Origin of the sequence: Aquimarina sp. AD10 (assembly GCF_003443715.1) — a bacterium.
Lineage (GTDB): Bacteria > Bacteroidota > Bacteroidia > Flavobacteriales > Flavobacteriaceae > Aquimarina > Aquimarina aggregata.
Window position 1 is genome coordinate 142294 of record NZ_CP031965.1, and the last position, 21053, is coordinate 163346.

The window sequence follows — 21053 nt, forward strand, 5'->3', positions numbered from 1 at the left end:
ATAATGAACTAATGAAACTTTGGGATAAAGGATTACCAACAGATCAAAAAATAGACATATTTACCGTAGGTAATGATAGGCAATTAGATTTGGTAATAGCTAAATATGATATAAAAGCAACATTGGCGCATGCAAAGATGTTACACACTATAGATTTACTATCTGAAGATGATATTTCTAAAATTGAAACTGAGCTAAATAACTTAGCCAAAGAGATTGAAGAAGGAACATTTATAATCGAAAATCAATTTGAAGATGTGCATTCTAAAATAGAATTTGAATTAACAAAACGAATAGGAGATGCAGGTAAGAAAATACACACTGCTAGATCTCGTAACGATCAGGTTTTGGTGGCAATGCATCTGTATCTTAAAGATGAGTTAACTCAAATTAAATCACAGGTAAAAGAATTATCTAGAAATTTGTTGATCACAGCAGAGCAATATAAAGATATCTTATTACCAGGCTATACACATTTACAAATTGCAATGCCTTCCTCTTTTGGATTATGGTTCTCATCTTATGCAGAGAGTTTTGTTGATGATCTGTATTTTGTAAATGCAGCATTAAAAGTTGTTGATCAAAACCCTTTAGGTAGTGCTGCAGGATATGGTAGTTCATTTCCGATAGATAGAGAGTTTACCACCAAAGAATTGGGATTTGAAACTTTAAAATATAATGTGGTAGCTGCTCAAATGAGTAGAGGTAAATCAGAAAAGTCAACTGCTTTTGCGATGAGTAGCGTAGCTGGAACATTATCCAAATTGGCAATGGATGTTTGTTTATATATGAGTCAAAACTTTGATTTTATGAGTATTCCTTCAGAGTTTACAACGGGTTCAAGTATCATGCCCCATAAAAAAAATCCAGATGTTTTTGAGCTAATAAGAGGAAAATGTAATAAAATTCAGGCATTACCCTATGAATTGACCCTTTTAATTAATAATTTGCCTAGTGGATATCATAGAGATCTTCAATTATTAAAAGAAGGTGTTGTTCCTGCTATCCAAGATTTAAAGGCATCGCTAGAAATGGCAATTTATGCTTTGCAAAGTGTAACAGTAAATAAACATATTCTTGAAGATAATAAATACGATTATTTGTTTAGTGTGGATACTTTAAATACTTTAGTAATGAAAGGAATGTCATTTAGGGATGCTTATGTGAAAATTGGAATGGATATAGAGAACTCAAATTACAAACCAGAAAAGCATACAAAACATAGTCATATCGGGAGTATAAACAATTTATGCCTGGATAAGATTAGAGAAAAACTAGATAATATATAGAAGAAACCGGAGCAAGTTTAATTGAGTGTAAGTTGAGTTAGTTTAATTTTTTAGCTTCGGTCTAGATCCCCAGAGGAGTTGTTAACCACTGGGGATTGTTTTTTTTTTGGTTTAATATGTGTATTTATAGTGTAATACAATATTTTAAAAATGTATTTTAAATAAAATCTCTATTAAAATGAAAATCACAAGCTTTGGAGAAGTCCTTTGGGATATATTTCCTGAACATAAAAAAATAGGAGGAGCACCGCTTAACGTAGCCTTGAGGTTAAATGCTATGGGAGTTCAATCTTCAATATTAACACGAATAGGAAATGATGATCTAGGTAGTGATATTAAAGATTATGCAAAACAAAGAGGAATATTAGTAGATGCTGTTCAAATAGATAATCATTACAAAACAGGAGAAGTTTTGGTTACTTTGGATAACGAAAATACAGCTACTTATAAAATTAGTAAACCTGTAGCCTGGGATTTTATTGAATATTCTGATACTATGAAAAAAATAGTAAAAGAATCTGATGCCTTTGTTTTTGGTAGTTTGGCTAGTAGAAATGAGGTTTCGAGAAAAACGTTATTTCAATTATTAGAAAGCGCAAAATTTAAAATTTTAGATGTAAACCTCCGACCACCACACTATACTACCGATTTACTTTTAGAATTAATGCAAAAAGCAGATTTTATCAAGTTAAATGATGAAGAATTAGAGGAGATTTGTGCTGAGTTTAAAATTTTAACCGATACTATAGAGAACAAAATATTGGAAGTATCAAAACTTACAAATACTTCTCAGATTTGTATTACCAAAGGAAGTCAAGGTGCAATATTGTTTTTTCAGAACCATTTTTATTACAACAAAGGATATAAAGTAAAAGTTATAGATACAGTAGGTGCAGGGGATTCGTTTTTGGCAACTTTAGTTTGTGGTTTACTTAATGAAGAATTACCACAATTGTCAATTGATACCGCGTGCGCTGTTGGTGCAATGGTTGCCGCAAAAAAAGGAGCAAATCCAATTTTTTCAAAAAAAGAAATTATAGAATTTATTGAAAAACAGTGATTTGTAATTTTTTTTTGATTCGTTATATTTTTCATCATTTTTTTCGAAAAAAAAGCAAAAAAAGAATAGGGTAAACTTATAGTATGTTGTTGTGTAATAAATCGGGCTTATTCCGATTTTAACTATAATTAAATAATTTACACAATGAAAAAGTTAAGTTTATTAAAAATTGCAGCGATAGCTGCATTAGCGTTCACATCCTGCGAAAAGGATAATTTGGATTCTCCAGAATCAATAGGGCCTCAAGAAATAACAGTAAATAGAGCGCCTTTATCTGCAAAATTTAAAGTAGATGTTAGTAAAATAACAAGAACAGGTAATTTACCTCAAAGTATTCAGGAATTAAGAGACGAAGGTATTAGAGTTTCTGGCGGCTTAGCCGACTATGTTAGAAATAGTTTAGAGACATTGCTTAGAGCTGCAGAGCTTTCAATAACGAACCCAGATAATTTAAGGGAATTTGGATTTTTTGAATCTGAAATTATAGAGTTAATAGAAATCAATAGGAGATATAATGATTTAGTAACGTTGTTAAATTTAGATTTCAGTTCGTTTACTTCTGTTCCAACAACACTAACAGAGGCCCGGGCGGCAGGAATTCCAATTTCTACAAGTCTAGAAGTATTAGGTGATTTACAAACAATACTAACCAGAAGTTTAGTATTAACCGGTTTTAACGATCCTCTTAGATCATTAACTAGTAGTGACAGAACAGAAGTTAGAAGATTGAGAAGAGTTTTTATAGCTATTCAAGAAGCAGTAGATGGAACAGGTGATGGAGGAGGAACCGACGGCGGTGACGGAACAGATGGAGGTGATGGAACAGGTGATGGAGATGGAACAGACGGAGGCGACTCAACTATAGAACTTAATGAGGCTTCTCTTGCATTTATTGCTCGGTTTAATTTTCCTCAAACTGTTGTGAATCAAATAGCAGAACGTAACGCGCCATTCTTTGGAGGTGCTGATGCGCCATTTGAGAGGTTAAGAGAATATGAAGCAATTGTTGTTAACTTTGCGAGTACAGCTACGTTTTTGGGTAATGGAGTTTATAGAGTACAAACGACTAATAGTCAAGGAACACAAACATTTTTTGTAGAAAGAACCATTGAGCAATTAAGAGGGAATTTTCAAGGTATTTTGTTTGCCAGAACTGGGCTAAATCCTGGAGATAGATCTCCTGCTTTAGATGAAGTCTTAGCTAGAATAGCCGATGAGTATACGCAAACTTTTATAAATTCAGTTTCATAATATAAATCATAGTTAATCCTATATATTTATAAAAGACTGTCTGAAAAGACAGTCTTTTTTAGTTTAGAGATATCATTTTTAAAAATAGTATCTTTAATATACTATAATACCTTTTAATATGTCACATAATATCAATCGTCGAAAAGCAGTTAAAAATATTTCTATTAGTCTAGGGGCTATAGGGTTAACGGGAACAATAACAGCATCTTCTTTAGAAGAAAAAGAAGATAATAGAGTCAGGAATCAAATAGATTTAAAAGGTAACATAAACCATGCCGCCTGTAGATGGTGTTATCAAGATATCCCACTACAAGAATTTGCAGAAAAAGGAAAAGATATAGGATTAAAAGCAATTGACTTATTAAAACCAGAAGAGTGGCAAACGGTACAATCACTTGGGTTAGAATGTTCGTTGGCAACAGATACTTTTGCAAGTATTACAGATGGATTTAACAATCCTAAATATCATGAAAAATTACAAAAACAATACCTTGAGCTTATATCTAAAGCTTCATACAAAGGAATTAAACAAGTAATAGTCTTCTCAGGAAATAGGAATGGTATTTCTGAAGAAATGGGACTAGAACAATCTGCTAAAGGACTAGATATTCTAGTAAAACATGCAGAAAAAAATAATGTGACACTTGTAATGGAGTTGCTTAATAGTAAGGTTGATCATAAAGATTATCAATGTGATCATACCCCTTGGGGAATCTCGTTAGTTGATAAGATCGGATCAAACAACTTTAAATTGCTATACGATATTTATCATATGCAAATTATGGAAGGAGATATTATAGCCACAATTAATAAATATAATAAATACATAGGCCATTATCATACAGGAGGAGTTCCTGGTAGAAATGAAATAGGCAACAAACAAGAACTTAACTATCCAGCTATAATGAAAGCTATAGTAAAGACAGATTTTAAAGGATATATAGCACAAGAATTTATCCCAACATATCCAGATAAGCTTGCTGCATTAAAAGAAGGGATTGCCATTTGCGATGTATAATAGTTAACGAACCAAAGCCTTTAAATCATCGATAACATTTAAATTGTGTCTTAAACTAGCATAAAGAATAAACAAAACAAAGATTGCAATTGTAAAGCCGAGTAAAGTTCCATTTTTATTACTGGTGGAGAACTGTTTAGAAGTTTTAAGATACATCTGAGATAATTTTTTAGTATACTTAGTAACTAAGGCAAAGGCAGGAGCAAAAATTAAAACCACTATTGCCATATCGATAAGTACTAAAAGGTAACCTTGTTGGTCTATATGTTTTTTTACATACTTGATAATATGTTCATTAATTAAGGCAGCACAAAGAACAGCAACTGCATAAATAGCGTATTGAGTAATTCTCTTATTATTCATAGGGCTTAACTACTATATTTTCTGTTATAAAGATAATGCGTTAGCTAATATAGGGCTAAAGTTTCGCACGATTAAAACGTATTTACCATTTACTTTAGTATGATTTTAGTTTGATGAAAGTATAATGTTTTAAGATCTTTTTTGTGTTTTAGTAATTATAAATGATTAGATATTGATGATAATTTGCTAAATTGATATATTTATGCTAAATAAATATAGTTAGTTTAAATACATTTCATTATTCAAAAAATAAAGTAGAAATGAAAATCAACGAATGCCCCAATTGCGGCTCACAAGAATATATAAAAAGTGGTGTAATTAATAATCGACAACGCTTTAAATGTAAATCTTGTGGTTATTTTTTTTCAGTAAATAAGATCGGAAAGAAAATAGATGATTACTACGTAAACAAAGCACTTCAGTTATACTTAGAAGGACTAACCTATAGAGAAATTGAACGAATTTTAGGGATTTCTCATGTAAGTATAATGAATTGGGTGAAGAAATATAATATTAAAAGACCTTACAATTCTAACTATCATCCTACATATAAAATATTAAATGCACTAGAACTGTCAGCATACTTTCAAAATACTCAAAATCTTTCTGGAGCTGGTGTTCTGGTAACTGAGCTTGGTGATAAATTTATGCTCATAAAATGGGAACGTTTTAGAGACTAAGTATAACAAATTAACAAAAAAATATATTAATTTTTTGTTAACTATTAGTTTTTAGGAGATTAGTAGTGTGTGCACACAATCATTTTAATTAATCTAATCTTTTTAAATTCCATGAAAAAAGAACTAATTATACTGTTGAGCTTAAGTTTGTTTGCTCTACAGTTAGGTCATTCACAGGGTTCTCCGGATTACACAGGTGGACTTAAAGTGAAACTTAATGAAGAAGGTTCGAAATATTTTAGAATTATTTCTTGGGCACAATTTTGGACACGGTATCAAGATGAAGTTCCCGATGATGTTAGTAATACAAATTTCAGTATTCGTAGAGCCAGAATTTTAACATATGCACAAATTAATAAGGATTTTTTGATACTCACCCATTTCGGTCTAAATAGTCTAAATGCAGAAAATCAAAGTCCCATTGGGACTGGAGATCGGTCCCAATTATTTTTTCACGGGGTTTGGGTGCAATATAGCTTAGGTTCTAAACATGCTATAGGAGGAGGTTTACATTATTGGAACGGTATTTCTCGTTTAAACAATCAAAGTACGCTTAATATAATGACTTTGGATAACAACCGTCAATCCTGGGCTACTATTGGATTATCGGATCAATTTGCTAGACATATCGGTATATATGCCAAGGGAACTATCGGTAAACTTCAATATCGAGTGGCGATTAATGAGTCGGGGACGAGTACACTTCAAGATGGGGTAGCTCCAACACCAGATGGATCTGCCGTATATGCAGGTAGAAGGTTGTTAGGATCAAAAGATGCTGGAAAAAATTTCGCAGGATATTTTGATTATAATTTTTTGGATCAAGAATCTAATTTTTTACCCTATAAAGTCGGATCATATATAGGGGGTAAGAAAATTTTTAATGTGGGAGCAGGTTTTTTCTATCATCCTAAAGGAAGCGTTATAGCCAATACAACAGGAGAATTAGAAGGAGAGGATGTATCTATTTTTGCAATCGATGCTTTTTATGATGCTCCTATTGGTAAAAATGGTTCAGCTATTACTGCATATGCTACATATCAAAACAATGATTACGGAAAAAATTATACCTTAGGTCAAACATATGAAACCGGATCAATGATTTATAGTCATGTAGGATATGTCATTCCTAATGATAATAAGAAAACAAAGTTTCAGCCATATGCTTCATTTAATGTAAGATCTATTGATGCAATTGATGATAATGCTACGACTTTTGGGTTAGGTGCTAATGCATATTTTAGTGGTCATAACTCTAAATTAACACTAGAATATTTAAATACAAAATATGGGGATAATGATGCACAAAGCTTTCTGACCCTTCAAGCAATGATTTATTTATAATTTTTTCAACTATGACAGATAAACAAAAAGCAGTCGCCTATTGGAAAGAGAATCTCAAATATTTAGTCATTTTGTTGACGATTTGGTTCTTAGTTTCCTATGGAGCAGGAATAGTATTCAAAGATGCCCTTAATACAATTAGATTAGGAGGTTTCAAATTAGGATTCTGGTTTGCACAACAAGGCTCCATTTATGTTTTCGTAATACTCATTTTTGTGTATGTACGATTAATGAATAAGCTAGATAAAAAATACGGTTACGATGAGTAGTCAATATATAAATCAAAAAAACACAATATTATGAGCGTTCAAATATGGACATGGATTTTAGTAGGGGTTACTTTTGCTCTTTATTTTGGGATTGCCATTTGGGCTAGAGCAGGTTCTACAAAAGAATTTTATGTTGCGGGAGGAGGAGTTTCTCCGTTAGCTAATGGTATGGCTACAGCAGCAGATTGGATGAGTGCTGCATCATTTATATCAATGGCAGGAATTATATCTTTTAGCGGATACGATGGATCTGTTTATTTAATGGGATGGACCGGTGGTTATGTACTCTTGGCACTGTTATTAGCGCCGTACTTAAGAAAATTTGGAAAGTTTACAGTACCAGATTTTATTGGCGATAGATATTATTCAAATACAGCTAGAACAGTTGCAGTTATATGCGCTTTGATCGTATCGTTTACATATGTTGCAGGCCAAATGAGAGGTGTAGGAATAGTTTTTTCTCAGTTTTTGCAAGTAGATATTAACCTAGGAGTAGTCATAGGAATGGCAGTGGTACTTGTATTCGCCTTTTTAGGTGGTATGAAAGGGATTACATATACACAAGTAGCACAATACTGTGTGTTAATATTTGCGTTTATGGTACCAGCATTCTTTATTTCAATGCAAATGACAGGAAACATTATTCCTCAATTAGGAATGGGAGGCACCGTAGAGGACGGAACATTTTTATTAGACAAATTAGATACATTACATACGCAACTAGGATTTAAAGAATATACAACGGGGTCTAAATCTACATGGGATGTTTTTGCAATTACACTGGCTTTAATGGTTGGTACTGCTGGATTACCTCATGTAATTGTGCGATTTTTTACTGTTCCTAAAGTTAAGGATGCTCGTAAATCTGCAGGTTTAGCATTATTATTTATCGCAATATTATATACTACTGCTCCTGCGATTGCTGTTTTTGCTAGAACCAATTTAATTGAGACAGTTAGTAATACCGAATACAAAGCGGTACCTGAATGGTTTAAGAACTGGGAAAATACAGGGTTAATTGCATGGTCAGATAAAAATGGTGATGGAAAAATACAATATGTAAGTGGAGCGGCAATGAATGGTAAACCAAAATATACCAATAATAGAGGCGAGCATGGGGAACGATTAGTATCAAATGCAAATGATTCTGCTAATGAATTATATGTAGATCGTGATATTATGGTTTTGGCAAATCCAGAAATTGCAAAGCTTCCAAACTGGGTTATAGCATTAGTTGCAGCCGGAGGATTAGCAGCGGCATTGTCTACTGCGGCGGGCCTATTACTAGTGATTTCAACTTCGATTTCACACGACTTAATAAAAAAACAAATAAAACCAAATATATCCGAAAAAGGAGAGCTTCTAGCTGCTCGTATAAGTATATTAGTAGCTATTGTGATAGCTGGATTGTTTGGTATTTATCCGCCAGGTTTTGTAGCAGCAGTCGTCGCCTTGGCATTTGGTCTCGCAGCAGCATCATTTTTTCCAGCAATTATCCTTGGGATTTTTGATAAAAGGATGAATAGGCAAGGGGCAGTATCGGGTATGGTAGTTGGTATTACACTCATGTTATTTTATATGATACGGTATAAAACCGGGTTAATAGGAGTGATGGATGCTAGACCTGCAAATGAATGGTGGTTCGGAACCTCACCAGAAGGTTTCGGTACAATTGCTATGATCGTTAATGTGATTATCTCAGTAGTAGTTTCCAGAATGACACCTCCACCACCAGAAAATGTACAAGAGATCGTAGAACATATAAGAATTCCAAGCGGAGCAGGAGAAGCCTCTTCGCATTAAAGAATGGTAGGAAAAGTTTAGGGTGTTGTACAATTTGTAGAACACCTTAATTTTCCTAGTTTTATGTAATAAAGAATAGAAATAATGAAAAAAAGACATCAGCAAAAACTAATTATTCTATCCTTGATGCTGTTTTTAGTGTGGAATGTTCCGTTGGTATTGATTTTTGATCACTCTGGCGAAATTTTTGGATTCCCAACTATTTATTTTTTTATTTTTCTTATTTGGATACTTGCAATACTGATATCATTCTTCATTTTACGAAGGTATTATGAATAACTATGTTTTAATATTTATAATTGTTGCCTATTTAGCCTTTTTATTTCTAATTGCCTTTTGGGCAGAGAAAAATTCAAAGAGCAAATGGGTAAATAATCCTTATATCTATGTGCTTTCTTTAGCTGTATATTGCTCTGCATGGACATATTACGGTAGTGTTGGTATCGCATCGCAGTCTGGAATAAGTTTTTTGACTATATATCTAGGACCAGTAATGTCATTACCACTTTGGATATTGGTGATGAGAAAAGTTATTCGAATATCAAAACAACATAAAATTTCTAGTATTGCAGATTTTATCTCCTTACGTTATGGTAATAATAGGTTTTTAGGAGCTCTAGTGGCTATTATTTGTGTTTTTGCAATTGTTCCCTATATATCTTTACAACTCAAAGCTATTTCTGAAACTTTTGAGATTATCACAGATGATACGAGCTACGTTTCAACGTCGGCACTTGATGATTCAACTTTTTATATTTCAGTATTATTAGCTGTATTTATTGCTTTTTTCGGAACACAAGCAACAGATGCTTCGCAGCGTAGAAAAGGTATAATGACTGCTGTAGCAGTAGAATCTGTATTAAAGTTAGCTTTTTTCCTTATCGTAGGTATTTATATAACTTTTTATCTATTTGACGGTACAACAGATATTTATCAGCAAGCTTCTACACTTGAAAATTTTAAAAAAATAACCTCGTTTAATGGACTCGAATCTGGTTTTAATTGGTTGTTTACCATATTGCTATCCTTCTTTGCGATCTTTTTATTACCAAGACAATTTCATGTATCCGTAGTAGAAAATGAAAGAGAACGATATTTAAAAAAAGCAATATGGCTATTTCCTTTGTATTTATTACTGTTTAATGTCTTTGTTATTTTTATTGCTTGGGCAGGAAACCTAACACTTGTAGATAACACGGTAAACCATGATTATTATACTCTATTATTACCCCTTTATCATGATAACCTTGTGTTGGCGATATTAGTGTTTTTAGGAGGGTTTTCTGCGGTAATTTCTATGGTTGTCGTATCAACACTAGCTTTATCAACAATGGTAAGTAATAACCTAATTATACCTTATGGCTTCTTGGATAAATTTATTAAAGGAAACCCCGAAAAAAATGCTAATTATATTAAGAATATCCGAAGAATTTCAATTTTCACCTTAATTATAGTAGCCTATTTTTTCTATGTCAATTTTTCATATGAACTGTCTTTGTTTTCTATTGGGTTAATAGCTTTCGCAATTATAGCTCAGCTCGCACCTTCATTTTTTATTGGCCTTTTTTGGAACCGTGGATCGGCAAAAGGTGCAGTAATAGGAATGGTTACAGGCATTTTAGTAGTTATTTATACCTTGATTCTTCCTTTCGTAGTAAATGTACTAACAGGAAGTAATACCCTTGTTGATGAAGGTTTATTAGGAATTAAAATGCTAAAACCGTATGAGCTTTTTGGAATTAGTTTTTTAAGCCCAGAAGCACATGCTTTTTTCTGGAGTATACTATTAAACACTTTCGGTTATCTTACTTTCTCATTAAGCTCAAAAGGTAACTATCGAGAACGTAATTATGCAGAAATGTTTGTTAACAGTAATAATTATGCAAATCTACAAGAAGGTGCTTTTGTATGGAAAGGAGAGGCATATGTTTCGGATATACGTAATGTGTTAAATCGATTTCTAGGAGAAGAAAGAACAGAAAGAGCATTAAATATTTTTAATGTTAAATATGGTGTATCTAAAAGAGAGGAAATGGCAGATGCCAGACTTATAAATTTTTCAGAAAAACTTCTTACAGGTAGTATTGGTAGTGCGTCTGCACGAATACTTATAGGAAGCGTAGCTAAAGAGGAGCCGGTTAGCTTATTAGAAGTTCTTAAAATATTAGAAGAATCTAAAGAAACAATTACGATAAATAAAGCGCTAAAAGAAAAATCTGAAGAATTAACAGAGCTTACAGAGCAGCTAAAAACAGCAAACTCTGAGTTGCTTATTCAGGATCGTTTAAAAGATGAGTTTTTAGATACAATAGCACATGAGTTAAAAACCCCTATTACATCTATAAAGGCTGCATCAGAAGTATTAACCGAGGAAGACGATATGCCAAAAGAATTGAAAGATAGATTTTTAGATAATATAGTTACAGATTCTGATCGATTGGCTAGATTAGTACATAATATTATGGATTTAGAAAAATTGTCTAACGGAAGACAAGAGTTAGTAGTGCAAATAAATGAAATAAATGAAACGATACAAAAAGCAATTAGTGGTATCGAACATATTGCCCAGACCAAAGGAGTAGAGGTTATACATCAAAGAGGATTATCGATTTATGTAAGTTATGATGAAGATCGTATGCTCCAAGTGCTAACAAATTTATTATCAAATGCATTAAAATTTATAGCACCTACCACTGGAAATATTCTCATTATCGCTAAAGAGAAACAAGATATTGTTGAAATCGCCATAGAAGACAACGGAAAAGGTATTCCAAAGGAGGATATGAACTATATTTTTGATAAATTTTACCAGTCAAAACATCAAAATATTAAAAAACCAATAGGAAGTGGGTTGGGATTAGCTATTAGTAAAAAAATAATAGAGGGTCATCAAGGAAAGATATGGATCGATAAAAAGTATAAAAAAGGAGCACGTTTTGTGTTCACAATACCCAAGTAAGAATTAAGCCCTAATTTAAAGATCAGAAATAATACAGGCCTATGAAGAAGATTTTAATTGTAGATGATGAACCAAATATAGTAATGTCATTAGAGTATACTTTTAAAAAAAAGAATTTTGAAGTATTTATTGCCAGAGATGGAAGTGAAGCTATAGATATTGCAGAAAGCAGTATCCCAGACGTAATTCTTTTGGATATTATGATGCCAAATGTTGATGGTTATGAAACATTAAAAAAGATAAAAGATAGTACTAATCTTAAGCATACTAAAATTGTATTTCTCACAGCAAAAAATAAAGCAACGGATATAGAAAAAGGCTTACAACTAGGAGCAGATAAATATTTAACTAAACCATTTTCTGTTAAAAAATTGGTTTTAGAGATTAATGAACTTCTTGATAAAAATTAAAGATAAATATTCAAAATTATTAATAATGAAATTAAAATTATCCCCTTTAGTATCTGATATATTCATAAGTGTTTATGCTGTTATTTCATTATATATTCGTTTCAAACTAGAAAGCGAAACACCAATTAGTACGATTAATTCAATGGTGATCGGAGTGTGCTTTGTAGTAATTATTTGGGTACTTATCAAATTAAAAGTTTTAAATCCAAATTGGTTTGGACTGTTTAATTATAAAAAAAAGTAAATAAGAAAAATTAGAATAAAAAAACATAAATATAAAAGTTAACCACAATGAGTAATTATCACATAAAACATCTAGAAGAATATTACCAAGTATATCGAAAATCACTTCGAGATCCAGAAACATTCTGGGCAGAAGTAGCAGAGGAACACTTTATGTGGAGGAAAAAATGGGATAATGTGTTGAGTTGGGATTTTACAAAACCTGAAATTAAATGGTTTGAAGGGGCTCAATTAAATATAACAGAAAATTGTATCGATCGTCATTTGCGTAATAGAGGACATAAAACAGCCATTTTGTTTGAACCCAATGACCCGAACGAGGATGCACAGCATATAACCTATAAACAATTACATGAACGTGTATGTAAATTTGCTAATGTATTAAAAGAACAAGGTATAGCAAAAGGAGATAGGGTTTGTATCTACTTGCCAATGATTCCCGAATTGGCTATTTCTGTATTAGCTTGTGCTAGAATAGGTGCAGTACATTCAGTCGTTTTTGCAGGGTTTTCTGCAACAGCATTATCCACAAGAATTAATGACTGTGAAGCTAAAATGGTGATTACATCAGATGGTTCATATCGTGGTGCAAAGACCATCGATCTAAAAGGTATTGTAGATGAAGCATTAGAAGATTGTCCGGGAATCTCATCTGTTTTAGTGGCTAAGCGTATAGGTTCTGATATCCAAATGAAATCAGGGAGAGATCATTGGTTGGAGCCATTATTGGAAGCCGCGTATAAAGACTGTGTACCTGAAATTATGGATGCAGAAGATCCTTTGTTTATTTTATATACTTCTGGATCTACAGGTATGCCAAAAGGAATGTTGCATACTACTGCTGGATACATGATATATACAGCTTACACTTTTAAAAATGTATTTCAATATAGAGAAGACGATATTTACTGGTGTACAGCTGATATAGGATGGATTACAGGTCACTCTTATATTGTTTATGGGCCATTGGCTAACGGAGCGACTACTGTTATGTTCGAAGGGGTGCCATCATATCCGGACTTTGGACGTTTTTGGGACATTGTGCAAAAACATAAAATCACTCAATTTTATACAGCACCAACCGCAATAAGAGCATTGGCAAAAGAAAACTTGGATTATGTTACCAATCGTGACTTATCCAGTCTTAAAGTATTAGGAACAGTGGGCGAGCCAATAAATGAAGAAGCATGGCATTGGTATAATGATCATGTTGGAGATAAAAAATCCCCTATTGTAGATACTTGGTGGCAAACAGAAACAGGAGGGATTATGATTTCTCCAATCCCATATTCGACACCTACAAAACCAACTTATGCTACCTTACCAATGCCTGGAATACAACCAGCTCTAATGGATGAAAACGGTATTGAAATTAAAGGGAATCAAGTTGATGGTCGTTTATGTATTAAGTTTCCATGGCCATCAATGGCAAGAACAATTTGGGGTAATCACAAACGTTTTAAAGAGACTTATTTTTCTGCCTTTGAAAATAAATATTTTACAGGAGATGGTGCTTTACGAGATGAAGTAGGGTATTATAGGATTACAGGTAGAGTAGATGATGTTATCATTGTTTCGGGACATAATTTGGGAACGGCACCGATCGAGGATGCTATAAATGAGCACCCGGCTGTAGCAGAATCTGCGATAGTAGGATTTCCACATGATATTAAAGGAAATGCACTCTACGGATATGTTATTTTAAAAGAAACAGGAGAGTCTAGAGATCGCGATAATCTAAGTAAAGAAGTAAATCAACAGATTACAGATAAGATAGGCCCTATTGCAAAATTAGATAAAATACAATTTGTTCCAGGGTTACCAAAAACTAGAAGTGGTAAAATTATGAGACGTATCTTGCGTAAAATAGCTTCAAAAGACACCGGTAATTTAGGAGATACTAGTACCTTGTTAAATCCAGAAGTTGTAAAAGAAATTATGGATAAAGCATTATAATTTATACTATATGCAAATAAATAATATAGAAAGCTTTTTGGAGTACTATTCAAAAATTAAGAATAGAACCAGAAAGCTTTTTGACTATGTTACTCCTGAACATATAGAATGGACATATCAAGAAGGAAAATTTTCTATAGGTGATATAATTCGGCATTTAGCCACAATAGAGCGATACATGTATGCCGAAACAGTACAATATAAACCAAGTTTATATAATGGTTGTGGTACAACATATGCCAAAGGATACGATGAAGTTATTATATTTTATAATACACTCAATAAAGAATCTATGGATATCTTTTCAAAATTGAAAATAGAAGATTTGAACAATAAATGTAAAACTCCGGGAGGAATAGATATTACGATATGGAAATGGTTAAGAGCAATGGTAGAACATGAAGTACATCATAGAGGTCAATTGTATTTGTATTTGAGCATCTTAAAAGTAAAAACACCGCCTATTTTTGGATTAACATCTGAGGAAGTAATACTAAATAGTGAGTAATTAAGGCGTAATTTAATTGGCTTTCAGATCAATTTGCTTTAGATTCTCTATTCTATTCCTAATCAAAAACTCATCTATGGTTTCAAAATGTTCAATGACTCTTTTGTTTTTAAATTCGAATACTTTTTGAGATAGACCTTGTAAAAAATCTCGATCATGAGATACTAATATCAAAGTGCCATCAAAGGCTAATAAGGCTTCTTTTAGTACATCTTTGGATTTAATGTCTAAATGATTTGTAGGTTCATCAAGAATAAGAACATTTACTGGCTCAAGCAATAGTTTAACCATTGCTAAACGTGTTTTTTCACCTCCGGATAGTACAGATACTTTTTTATCAATATCATCTCCGCTAAACATAAATTGACCTAATATATTTTTAATTTGAGTCCTGATATCACCTTCAGCGACTTCATCAACAGTTTGAAAAACAGTAAGACTAGAATCCAATAAAGATGCTTGATTTTGCGCAAAATATCCAACTTTGGCGTTATGACCTAATGCGCATTCTCCTTCAAAATCAATTTCACCCATGATAGCTTTTATCATCGTGGATTTTCCTTCGCCATTACGTCCAACAAAAGATACTTTTTCACCACGAGCAATAGATAGACTGGCATTTTTAAAAACAATATGCTCGCCATAACTTTTAGATAATTCTTTTGCGATTACAGGATAATCTCCTGAACGCATTGAGGGAGGAAAACGAAGTTTTAATGCAGAGGTATCGATTTCATCGATTTCTATGATTTGAAGTTTCTCTAGCATTCGTTCCCTGGAGTTGACTTGATTAGTTTTAGAATATGTTCCTTTAAACCTATCTATAAACTCTTTAGTATCAGAAATAAATTTTTGTTGTTCTTGATATGCTTTAATTTGATGTGCACGACGATCTTCTCTTAATTGAAGATAATGAGAATAATTAGCTTTATAATCATAAATTCTTCCCATTGTAACTTCTATTGTACGATTGGTAATATTATCAATAAAAGCTTTGTCGTGAGAGATTACTATTACGGCTTTTGCTTTATTAATTAAGAAGTCTTCGAGCCAGATAACAGATTCTATATCTACATGATTTGTAGGTTCATCAAGTAAAATAAGATCGGGTTTTTGAAGTAAAATTTTAGCAAGTTCAATACGCATACGCCATCCTCCACTAAATTCACTAGTGGGGCGTTTAAAATCCTCTCGTTTAAATCCTAAACCTTGTAGAGCTTTTTCTATTTCAGCATCATAATTTACTTCTTCAATGGCATAGAATTTTTCGCCTAAATCAGTTACCTTTTGTATAATATTCATGTACTCCTCAGACTCATAATCTGTTCGCGTCTCGAGTTCTTTGTTTAGATGATCCATTTCTTGCTGCATGGCCGTAATATGGCCAAAGGCTTTTGATGCTTCTTCAAAAACAGAACAATTATCATCTGTTAATAGGTGTTGAGGCAAGTATGCAATAACAGCTTCTTTTGGATACCTGATATGACCTCGCGTGGCTTTTTGAACTCCAGCAATTATTTTCATCATAGTAGATTTACCTGCTCCGTTTTTCCCCATCAACGCAATTTTGTCATTTTCATTAATCACAAAAGAAACGTTGTTAAACAGGGTCTCTCCACTAAATTCTACTGCTATGCCGTCTACAGAAATCATATTGTTGTATTAAAGATGCAAAACTAAAAAAAAGTGAGCTATACCAAAGAAATTAGTTGTATTTGTAAGTGTCAAACTTTTATATGTAACAAATAAGTGTAAGTGACTACTAATCAGTATCATTAATCAAAACCAATCATTATGAAACTCACAAAAAAATCAGGAAGACTTCTCGGCCTTCTTTTCTTGGCAAGTGTAATTACAGGTGGAACGGGTACAGCTCTTAGAAACCTTACAGGTGTGAAGACCAACTCAATCGATTTTCTTAATCATGTTTTAGCACATGTAAGCGAGATGAAGTTAGCGATATATACTGATATATTGTCAAGTATTATAGTTTTAGGGATTGCAATATTTGTATTTCCATATATAAAAAAATACAATCAAAGACTTGCAATATCCTATTTTGGAATTGGGTTGATAAATTTTATAGTAATAATCGTAAGTAATATTATCCATATCGCTCTACTTTCTGTGAGTACAGATTTTGCAAATAGCGGTGCTACTGTTATTGAAACAAATTATACTGTCTTAGCTAATATGCTCTATGATATGTATTATTGGTCGCATTTTTTAATGTTAATGTTCTATAGTATCGGGGGATCTATGTTGTATTACTTCTTATATAAAGTTAAGCTTATTCCTACATGGCTAAGTATATGGGGACTTTTGGCCTCGGCTATTGTTTTTATGGGGGGAGCCTTGCAAATGGCCGACGTAACAGTATCATTTTTAATGTTTGTGCAAAATGGAGTTTTTATCTTATCATTTATTATTTGGTTACTCGTATTTGGATTTAATACCGAAAAATTTAATAATCATGCGTAAGAGTATGTTTGTTTTTTAAAGATATCGTTTTGTAAATCGGTCTTATGTATTGGTACTTTTAATGGTTATCTTCTTTGTGTTTTAGCCATGGTTTAAATATACTTGGCATTGGGTATTTTCTATCCGATGCGCAAATACTACTTTTGAAAAGTATATAAATTAAAACCTAAAAGAAAAAGCATGTTAAGTAATTCTGAAAAAGATAAAATACGATTAGAAGAGGTTTATCGACAAGAAGTCATAAAAGAAATAGGAATAGCAAAAGAATCAAATTCTTCACTTTGGACATTTTTAAATTCTGGATTTGTCTTGTTTCTTTTATCATCTGTTGTATTAGGAGGATTGTCTTTTTTTTATAAAGAATGGAAAAATGATCAAGTAGAATATCAAAGAAGTCAGAATACTAAGAAAATCAATGAGCAGATCAAATCTAAATTAATAGAAGAAACTCTGGTTAGATTTAATGTTATAGAGAAACTTGCAGATACGATACCTGAATATAAAAGTAAAAATGTACTAATAGCATATTGGGGAAATTCAATTCGCGAGGAAAAAGGTTTAGATTTACAATATTATCATTTAAGGCCCTTGTTTGCAGAGTATGAAAAATTAACGTTATTAGAAATACTTACAGAACTTAAACGATATTCTGATGGAAATATTAAAGAGAAAATTTCGCAAATAAGAAATATTTTAATTCATCGTTCAGAAGAATTAAATGGAGGTAAGTTTGTGTACTCTAAAACGAGAAATGGAGAGATATTACCTCCAGGAAGATTATTAAAATCAAATAATACTGGTCCCTATGAATGGACTTATATAACTAAAGAAAATAGAAAAATTAAACTTCATAGAGAAAAAATACCACTTGTAAGATATTTTACGGTATCTGCAGATCAAAGAGATTTAATTAAGTTAATTCAAGAATTAGATGTTTTACTTGATAAAGAAATCATACACTAACAGGAATTTTCTTTAGGGGGTTTTTATCTGTTCATTAAGTAAAGAAAAGACTAATTCAGGAGTTAACGTTTTACCATTTGCTTTTTCTCGAATGGTATTGAACTCGTACTTAAAATTACATCCACTTTTATAAAGGCTACATCCATAAGCTGTTTTACCTTTAAGAATGTTTCCTTTTTTACATTTGGGACAAGGCATGGGATTAGGTACATCTTTACTTGCAGAAGGCTTTGTGATTTTTTTTTCTTCTAATGTTAATTGAAATTGATCATCAAAACGAATTAACCCTTCTTTAGTTACAGTATTATCTTTAAAGCCTTTAAGATTAACCGTACATCCTTTTTCTAGTAAACGTAAATACTGTTTTTCTGATATTTTCTTTTTCTTAAAAGAAAAAGGAAGTATAAAACTACAACCACTTTTATAGTGACTACATCCATAAGCTGTTTTTCCTTTTAAAAGAGTACCTTGTTTACATTTAGGGCAAGGTTTTCCATTAATAGTAGTATTTACTGTTTTTTTAGGTTTAGAAATAGTATTCAAATTAGTATGTGAAATATTAGCACGCTTTTTTTCGGTTCTAACCTCATATACCAAATGATCTACCATTTGTTTCATGTTTTTAATAAAATTAGCAGCATGATAATTACCTTTTTCTATTTCTTTAAGTTGTTTTTCCCATTGCCCAGTTAGCGCTGCAGAAGTAAGTAATTTATTTTGTATTGTATCAATAAGTTGTATTCCTGTTACTGTTGGAAGAATCTGTTTTTTGTTACGTTTTATGTATTTCCGCTTAAATAATGTTTCAATAATATTGGCTCGCGTAGAAGGTCTACCTATACCATTCTCCTTCATTAACTCTCGCATTTCATCATCATCAACTTGTTTTCCAGCAGTTTCCATTGCTCGTAGCAAAGTAGCTTCTGTAAACTGATTAGGAGGTTTAGTCTGTTTTTCTAAAAAAGAAGGTTCATGAGGCCCTTTTTCTCCTTTTTCAAAAGAGGGTAATATGTCTTTATCTTTTTTATGATTTGTATCAGAGTTTTCAAATACTATTCTCCAGCCTTTTTCTATAATTTCTTTACCAGTAGTCTTAAAAGTAACCGTGTCTGCTTTACCAATTACTGTAGTATTTGCAACTAAACAGTCGTCATAAAAAACAGCAATAAAACGTTTTGTGATAATATCATATACTTTTTGTTGGTTGTATTGCAAGTTCATTTGTACACCTGTAGGAATAATAGCATGGTGATCTGTAACTTTTTTATCATTAAAAACTTTAGAGGACTTTTTAATTTTCTTATCTAATATAGTTTGAGTAAGGTTTTGATAACTTGTTAGTTTTTGTAATATCCCGGGTATTTTTGGATACACATCATTAGGTAAAAAAGTAGTATCTACTCTGGGGTACGTGATCACTTTTTGTTCGTATAGTTTTTGTGCTATTTTTAGTGTTTCATCTGCAGAAAAACCAAATTTGGTATTACAGTAAACTTGTAAACCAGTAAGATCAAAAAGTTTAGGAGCATATTCTTTTCCTTTTTTCTTGGTAATAGAGAGAATTTCGAAATCACTCGCTTTTACAACTTTAGCAAAAGTTTCTCCTTCTTCTTTCTTTAAAAACCTTCCTTCTTCACAGTTAAACAATGTATCCTTATATACAGTTTGTAACTCCCAATAAGGTTGAGGCTTAAAATTTGAGATTTCTTTAAAACGATTTACTAACATGGCTAATGTTGGGGTCTGTACCCTACCAATAGATAGTACTTGTTTATATCCACCATGTTTTACAGTATAAAGCCTAGTTGCATTCATACCTAGCAACCAATCCCCGATAGCTCTAGAAAATCCAGCATAATACAAATTATCATATTGAGCTGAAGGTTGTAGTTTTTCAAACCCTTCTTTAATAGCTTCAGTAGTTAATGATGAAATCCAAAGGCGTTTTACTTCACCTTTATAGTTTGCTTGATCAATTACCCATCTTTGTATAAGCTCTCCTTCTTGACCGGCATCCCCACAATTAATTACTAATGTTGCCTGATCAAATAGTTTTTTTATAACATTAAATTGTTTTTGAATACCAGAATTGTCGACTAATTTAGTTTTGAACTTATCTGGTAACATAGGAAGATTATTAAGATCCCAACTTTTCCAGTATGGTTTATAATCATTGGGTTCAAACAAGGTACACAGATGCCCAAAAGTATAAGTTACGGCATAACCATTACCTTCATAATATCCATCATATTTACTACTAGCTCCTAATACAGTAGCAATTTCTCTGGCAACACTTGGTTTTTCGGCAATACAAACTTTCATGATAGAAAACAAAAATAATTAAAATAGCATTAGTGTTATGATAAAATTGTTTAATACCTAATTCACTCTACAATCATAGAATAATATAATTAGATGAAATATAGACCCTTCAATGTTGTGTTATAGATATTATC

Annotated in this window: 17 protein-coding genes; 14 read left to right on the top strand and 3 right to left on the bottom strand. The window is 32.1% G+C overall.

Annotated features, from left to right (window positions below; all coding sequences use genetic code 11):
* Positions 1–11 precede the first annotated feature (11 nt).
* The 4 genes from argH (at position 12) to D1816_RS00570 (ending at position 4618) form a co-directional block, all read left to right on the top strand.
* Complete coding sequence (argH, locus tag D1816_RS00555; RefSeq protein ID WP_118500790.1) at positions 12–1289, top strand: argininosuccinate lyase; 1278 nt, start codon at positions 12–14, stop codon at positions 1287–1289.
* Between the two features lie 178 nt (positions 1290–1467).
* Positions 1468–2349 (top strand): carbohydrate kinase, encoded by an 882-nt coding sequence (locus D1816_RS00560; RefSeq protein ID WP_118500791.1) that lies wholly within the window; start codon positions 1468–1470, stop codon positions 2347–2349.
* 144 nt (positions 2350–2493) lie between these two features.
* Positions 2494–3600: a hypothetical protein gene (locus D1816_RS25950; protein WP_118500792.1), complete on the top strand. Its 1107-nt coding sequence runs from the start codon at positions 2494–2496 to the stop codon at positions 3598–3600.
* Positions 3601–3718: 118 nt separating this feature from the next.
* Complete coding sequence (locus D1816_RS00570) at positions 3719–4618, top strand: hydroxypyruvate isomerase family protein (protein ID WP_118500793.1); 900 nt, start codon at positions 3719–3721, stop codon at positions 4616–4618.
* Between the two features lie 3 nt (positions 4619–4621).
* Here D1816_RS00570 and D1816_RS00575 read toward each other — a convergent pair whose 3' ends face one another.
* Complete coding sequence (locus tag D1816_RS00575) at positions 4622–4981, bottom strand: hypothetical protein (protein WP_118500794.1); 360 nt, start codon at positions 4979–4981, stop codon at positions 4622–4624.
* A gap of 260 nt (positions 4982–5241) precedes the next feature.
* On the opposite strand from D1816_RS00575, the gene D1816_RS00580 reads away from it, so the two are divergent.
* The 8 genes from D1816_RS00580 to D1816_RS00625 all read left to right on the top strand — a co-directional run bounded on the left by D1816_RS00580 (position 5242) and on the right by D1816_RS00625 (position 15153).
* Positions 5242–5661: a helix-turn-helix domain-containing protein gene (locus D1816_RS00580; RefSeq protein WP_066311133.1), complete on the top strand. Its 420-nt coding sequence runs from the start codon at positions 5242–5244 to the stop codon at positions 5659–5661.
* Positions 5662–5772: 111 nt separating this feature from the next.
* On the top strand, positions 5773–7005 hold the full coding sequence (locus D1816_RS00585) for a hypothetical protein (RefSeq protein ID WP_118500795.1): 1233 nt from the start codon (positions 5773–5775) through the stop codon (positions 7003–7005).
* An 11-nt stretch (positions 7006–7016) separates the two neighbouring features.
* A complete protein-coding gene (locus D1816_RS00590; protein WP_066311128.1) occupies positions 7017–7274 on the top strand; it encodes a DUF4212 domain-containing protein in 258 nt (85 codons plus the stop codon).
* Positions 7275–7304: 30 nt separating this feature from the next.
* Positions 7305–9077 carry a sodium:solute symporter family protein gene (locus D1816_RS00595; RefSeq protein WP_066311125.1) on the top strand — a complete coding sequence of 591 codons (1773 nt, stop codon included), beginning with the start codon at positions 7305–7307 and terminating at the stop codon, positions 9075–9077.
* Between the two features lie 271 nt (positions 9078–9348).
* Positions 9349–12036 carry a sensor histidine kinase gene (locus D1816_RS00605; RefSeq protein WP_066311123.1) on the top strand — a complete coding sequence of 896 codons (2688 nt, stop codon included), beginning with the start codon at positions 9349–9351 and terminating at the stop codon, positions 12034–12036.
* 41 nt (positions 12037–12077) lie between these two features.
* Entirely contained in the window at positions 12078–12446 is a 369-nt protein-coding gene (locus D1816_RS00610; RefSeq protein ID WP_118500797.1) for a response regulator transcription factor, read from the top strand.
* 291 nt (positions 12447–12737) lie between these two features.
* Complete coding sequence (gene acs, locus D1816_RS00620) at positions 12738–14645, top strand: acetate--CoA ligase (protein ID WP_118500798.1); 1908 nt, start codon at positions 12738–12740, stop codon at positions 14643–14645.
* Between the two features lie 10 nt (positions 14646–14655).
* The gene (locus D1816_RS00625) at positions 14656–15153 is read left to right on the top strand and encodes a DinB family protein (RefSeq protein WP_118500799.1); all 498 of its coding nucleotides are present in this window, start codon (positions 14656–14658) and stop codon (positions 15151–15153) included.
* A 12-nt stretch (positions 15154–15165) separates the two neighbouring features.
* Here D1816_RS00625 and D1816_RS00630 read toward each other — a convergent pair whose 3' ends face one another.
* Positions 15166–16806, bottom strand: a complete 1641-nt coding sequence (locus D1816_RS00630) for an ABC-F family ATP-binding cassette domain-containing protein (protein ID WP_118500800.1) — start codon at positions 16804–16806, stop codon at positions 15166–15168.
* Positions 16807–16947: 141 nt separating this feature from the next.
* Here D1816_RS00630 and D1816_RS00635 point away from each other — a divergent pair, with 141 nt between their 5' ends.
* Both D1816_RS00635 and D1816_RS00640 read left to right on the top strand, forming a co-directional pair.
* The gene (locus D1816_RS00635) at positions 16948–17634 is read left to right on the top strand and encodes a DUF4386 domain-containing protein (RefSeq protein ID WP_118500801.1); all 687 of its coding nucleotides are present in this window, start codon (positions 16948–16950) and stop codon (positions 17632–17634) included.
* A 180-nt stretch (positions 17635–17814) separates the two neighbouring features.
* Positions 17815–18597: a hypothetical protein gene (locus tag D1816_RS00640; RefSeq protein WP_118500802.1), complete on the top strand. Its 783-nt coding sequence runs from the start codon at positions 17815–17817 to the stop codon at positions 18595–18597.
* Between the two features lie 12 nt (positions 18598–18609).
* Here D1816_RS00640 and D1816_RS00645 read toward each other — a convergent pair whose 3' ends face one another.
* Positions 18610–20919: a DNA topoisomerase 3 gene (locus D1816_RS00645; RefSeq protein ID WP_118500803.1), complete on the bottom strand. Its 2310-nt coding sequence runs from the start codon at positions 20917–20919 to the stop codon at positions 18610–18612.
* Positions 20920–21053: the final 134 nt, after the last annotated feature.

What these genes read in the sequence shown, in the direction of transcription:
- D1816_RS00570 (WP_118500793.1), top strand. Translation starts at nt 3,719, where the DNA reads ATGTCACATAATATCAATCGTCGAAAAGCAGTTAAAAATATTTCTATT.
- D1816_RS00645 (WP_118500803.1), bottom strand. Translation starts at nt 20,919, where the DNA reads ATGAAAGTTTGTATTGCCGAAAAACCAAGTGTTGCCAGAGAAATTGCT.
- D1816_RS00575 (WP_118500794.1), bottom strand. Translation starts at nt 4,981, where the DNA reads ATGAATAATAAGAGAATTACTCAATACGCTATTTATGCAGTTGCTGTT.
- D1816_RS25950 (WP_118500792.1), top strand. Translation starts at nt 2,494, where the DNA reads ATGAAAAAGTTAAGTTTATTAAAAATTGCAGCGATAGCTGCATTAGCG.
- D1816_RS00640 (WP_118500802.1), top strand. Translation starts at nt 17,815, where the DNA reads ATGTTAAGTAATTCTGAAAAAGATAAAATACGATTAGAAGAGGTTTAT.
- acs (WP_118500798.1), top strand. Translation starts at nt 12,738, where the DNA reads ATGAGTAATTATCACATAAAACATCTAGAAGAATATTACCAAGTATAT.
- D1816_RS00595 (WP_066311125.1), top strand. Translation starts at nt 7,305, where the DNA reads ATGAGCGTTCAAATATGGACATGGATTTTAGTAGGGGTTACTTTTGCT.
- D1816_RS00610 (WP_118500797.1), top strand. Translation starts at nt 12,078, where the DNA reads ATGAAGAAGATTTTAATTGTAGATGATGAACCAAATATAGTAATGTCA.
- D1816_RS00585 (WP_118500795.1), top strand. Translation starts at nt 5,773, where the DNA reads ATGAAAAAAGAACTAATTATACTGTTGAGCTTAAGTTTGTTTGCTCTA.
- D1816_RS00605 (WP_066311123.1), top strand. Translation starts at nt 9,349, where the DNA reads ATGAATAACTATGTTTTAATATTTATAATTGTTGCCTATTTAGCCTTT.
- D1816_RS00635 (WP_118500801.1), top strand. Translation starts at nt 16,948, where the DNA reads ATGAAACTCACAAAAAAATCAGGAAGACTTCTCGGCCTTCTTTTCTTG.
- D1816_RS00560 (WP_118500791.1), top strand. Translation starts at nt 1,468, where the DNA reads ATGAAAATCACAAGCTTTGGAGAAGTCCTTTGGGATATATTTCCTGAA.
- D1816_RS00630 (WP_118500800.1), bottom strand. Translation starts at nt 16,806, where the DNA reads ATGATTTCTGTAGACGGCATAGCAGTAGAATTTAGTGGAGAGACCCTG.
- D1816_RS00625 (WP_118500799.1), top strand. Translation starts at nt 14,656, where the DNA reads ATGCAAATAAATAATATAGAAAGCTTTTTGGAGTACTATTCAAAAATT.
- D1816_RS00580 (WP_066311133.1), top strand. Translation starts at nt 5,242, where the DNA reads ATGAAAATCAACGAATGCCCCAATTGCGGCTCACAAGAATATATAAAA.
- argH (WP_118500790.1), top strand. Translation starts at nt 12, where the DNA reads ATGAAACTTTGGGATAAAGGATTACCAACAGATCAAAAAATAGACATA.
- D1816_RS00590 (WP_066311128.1), top strand. Translation starts at nt 7,017, where the DNA reads ATGACAGATAAACAAAAAGCAGTCGCCTATTGGAAAGAGAATCTCAAA.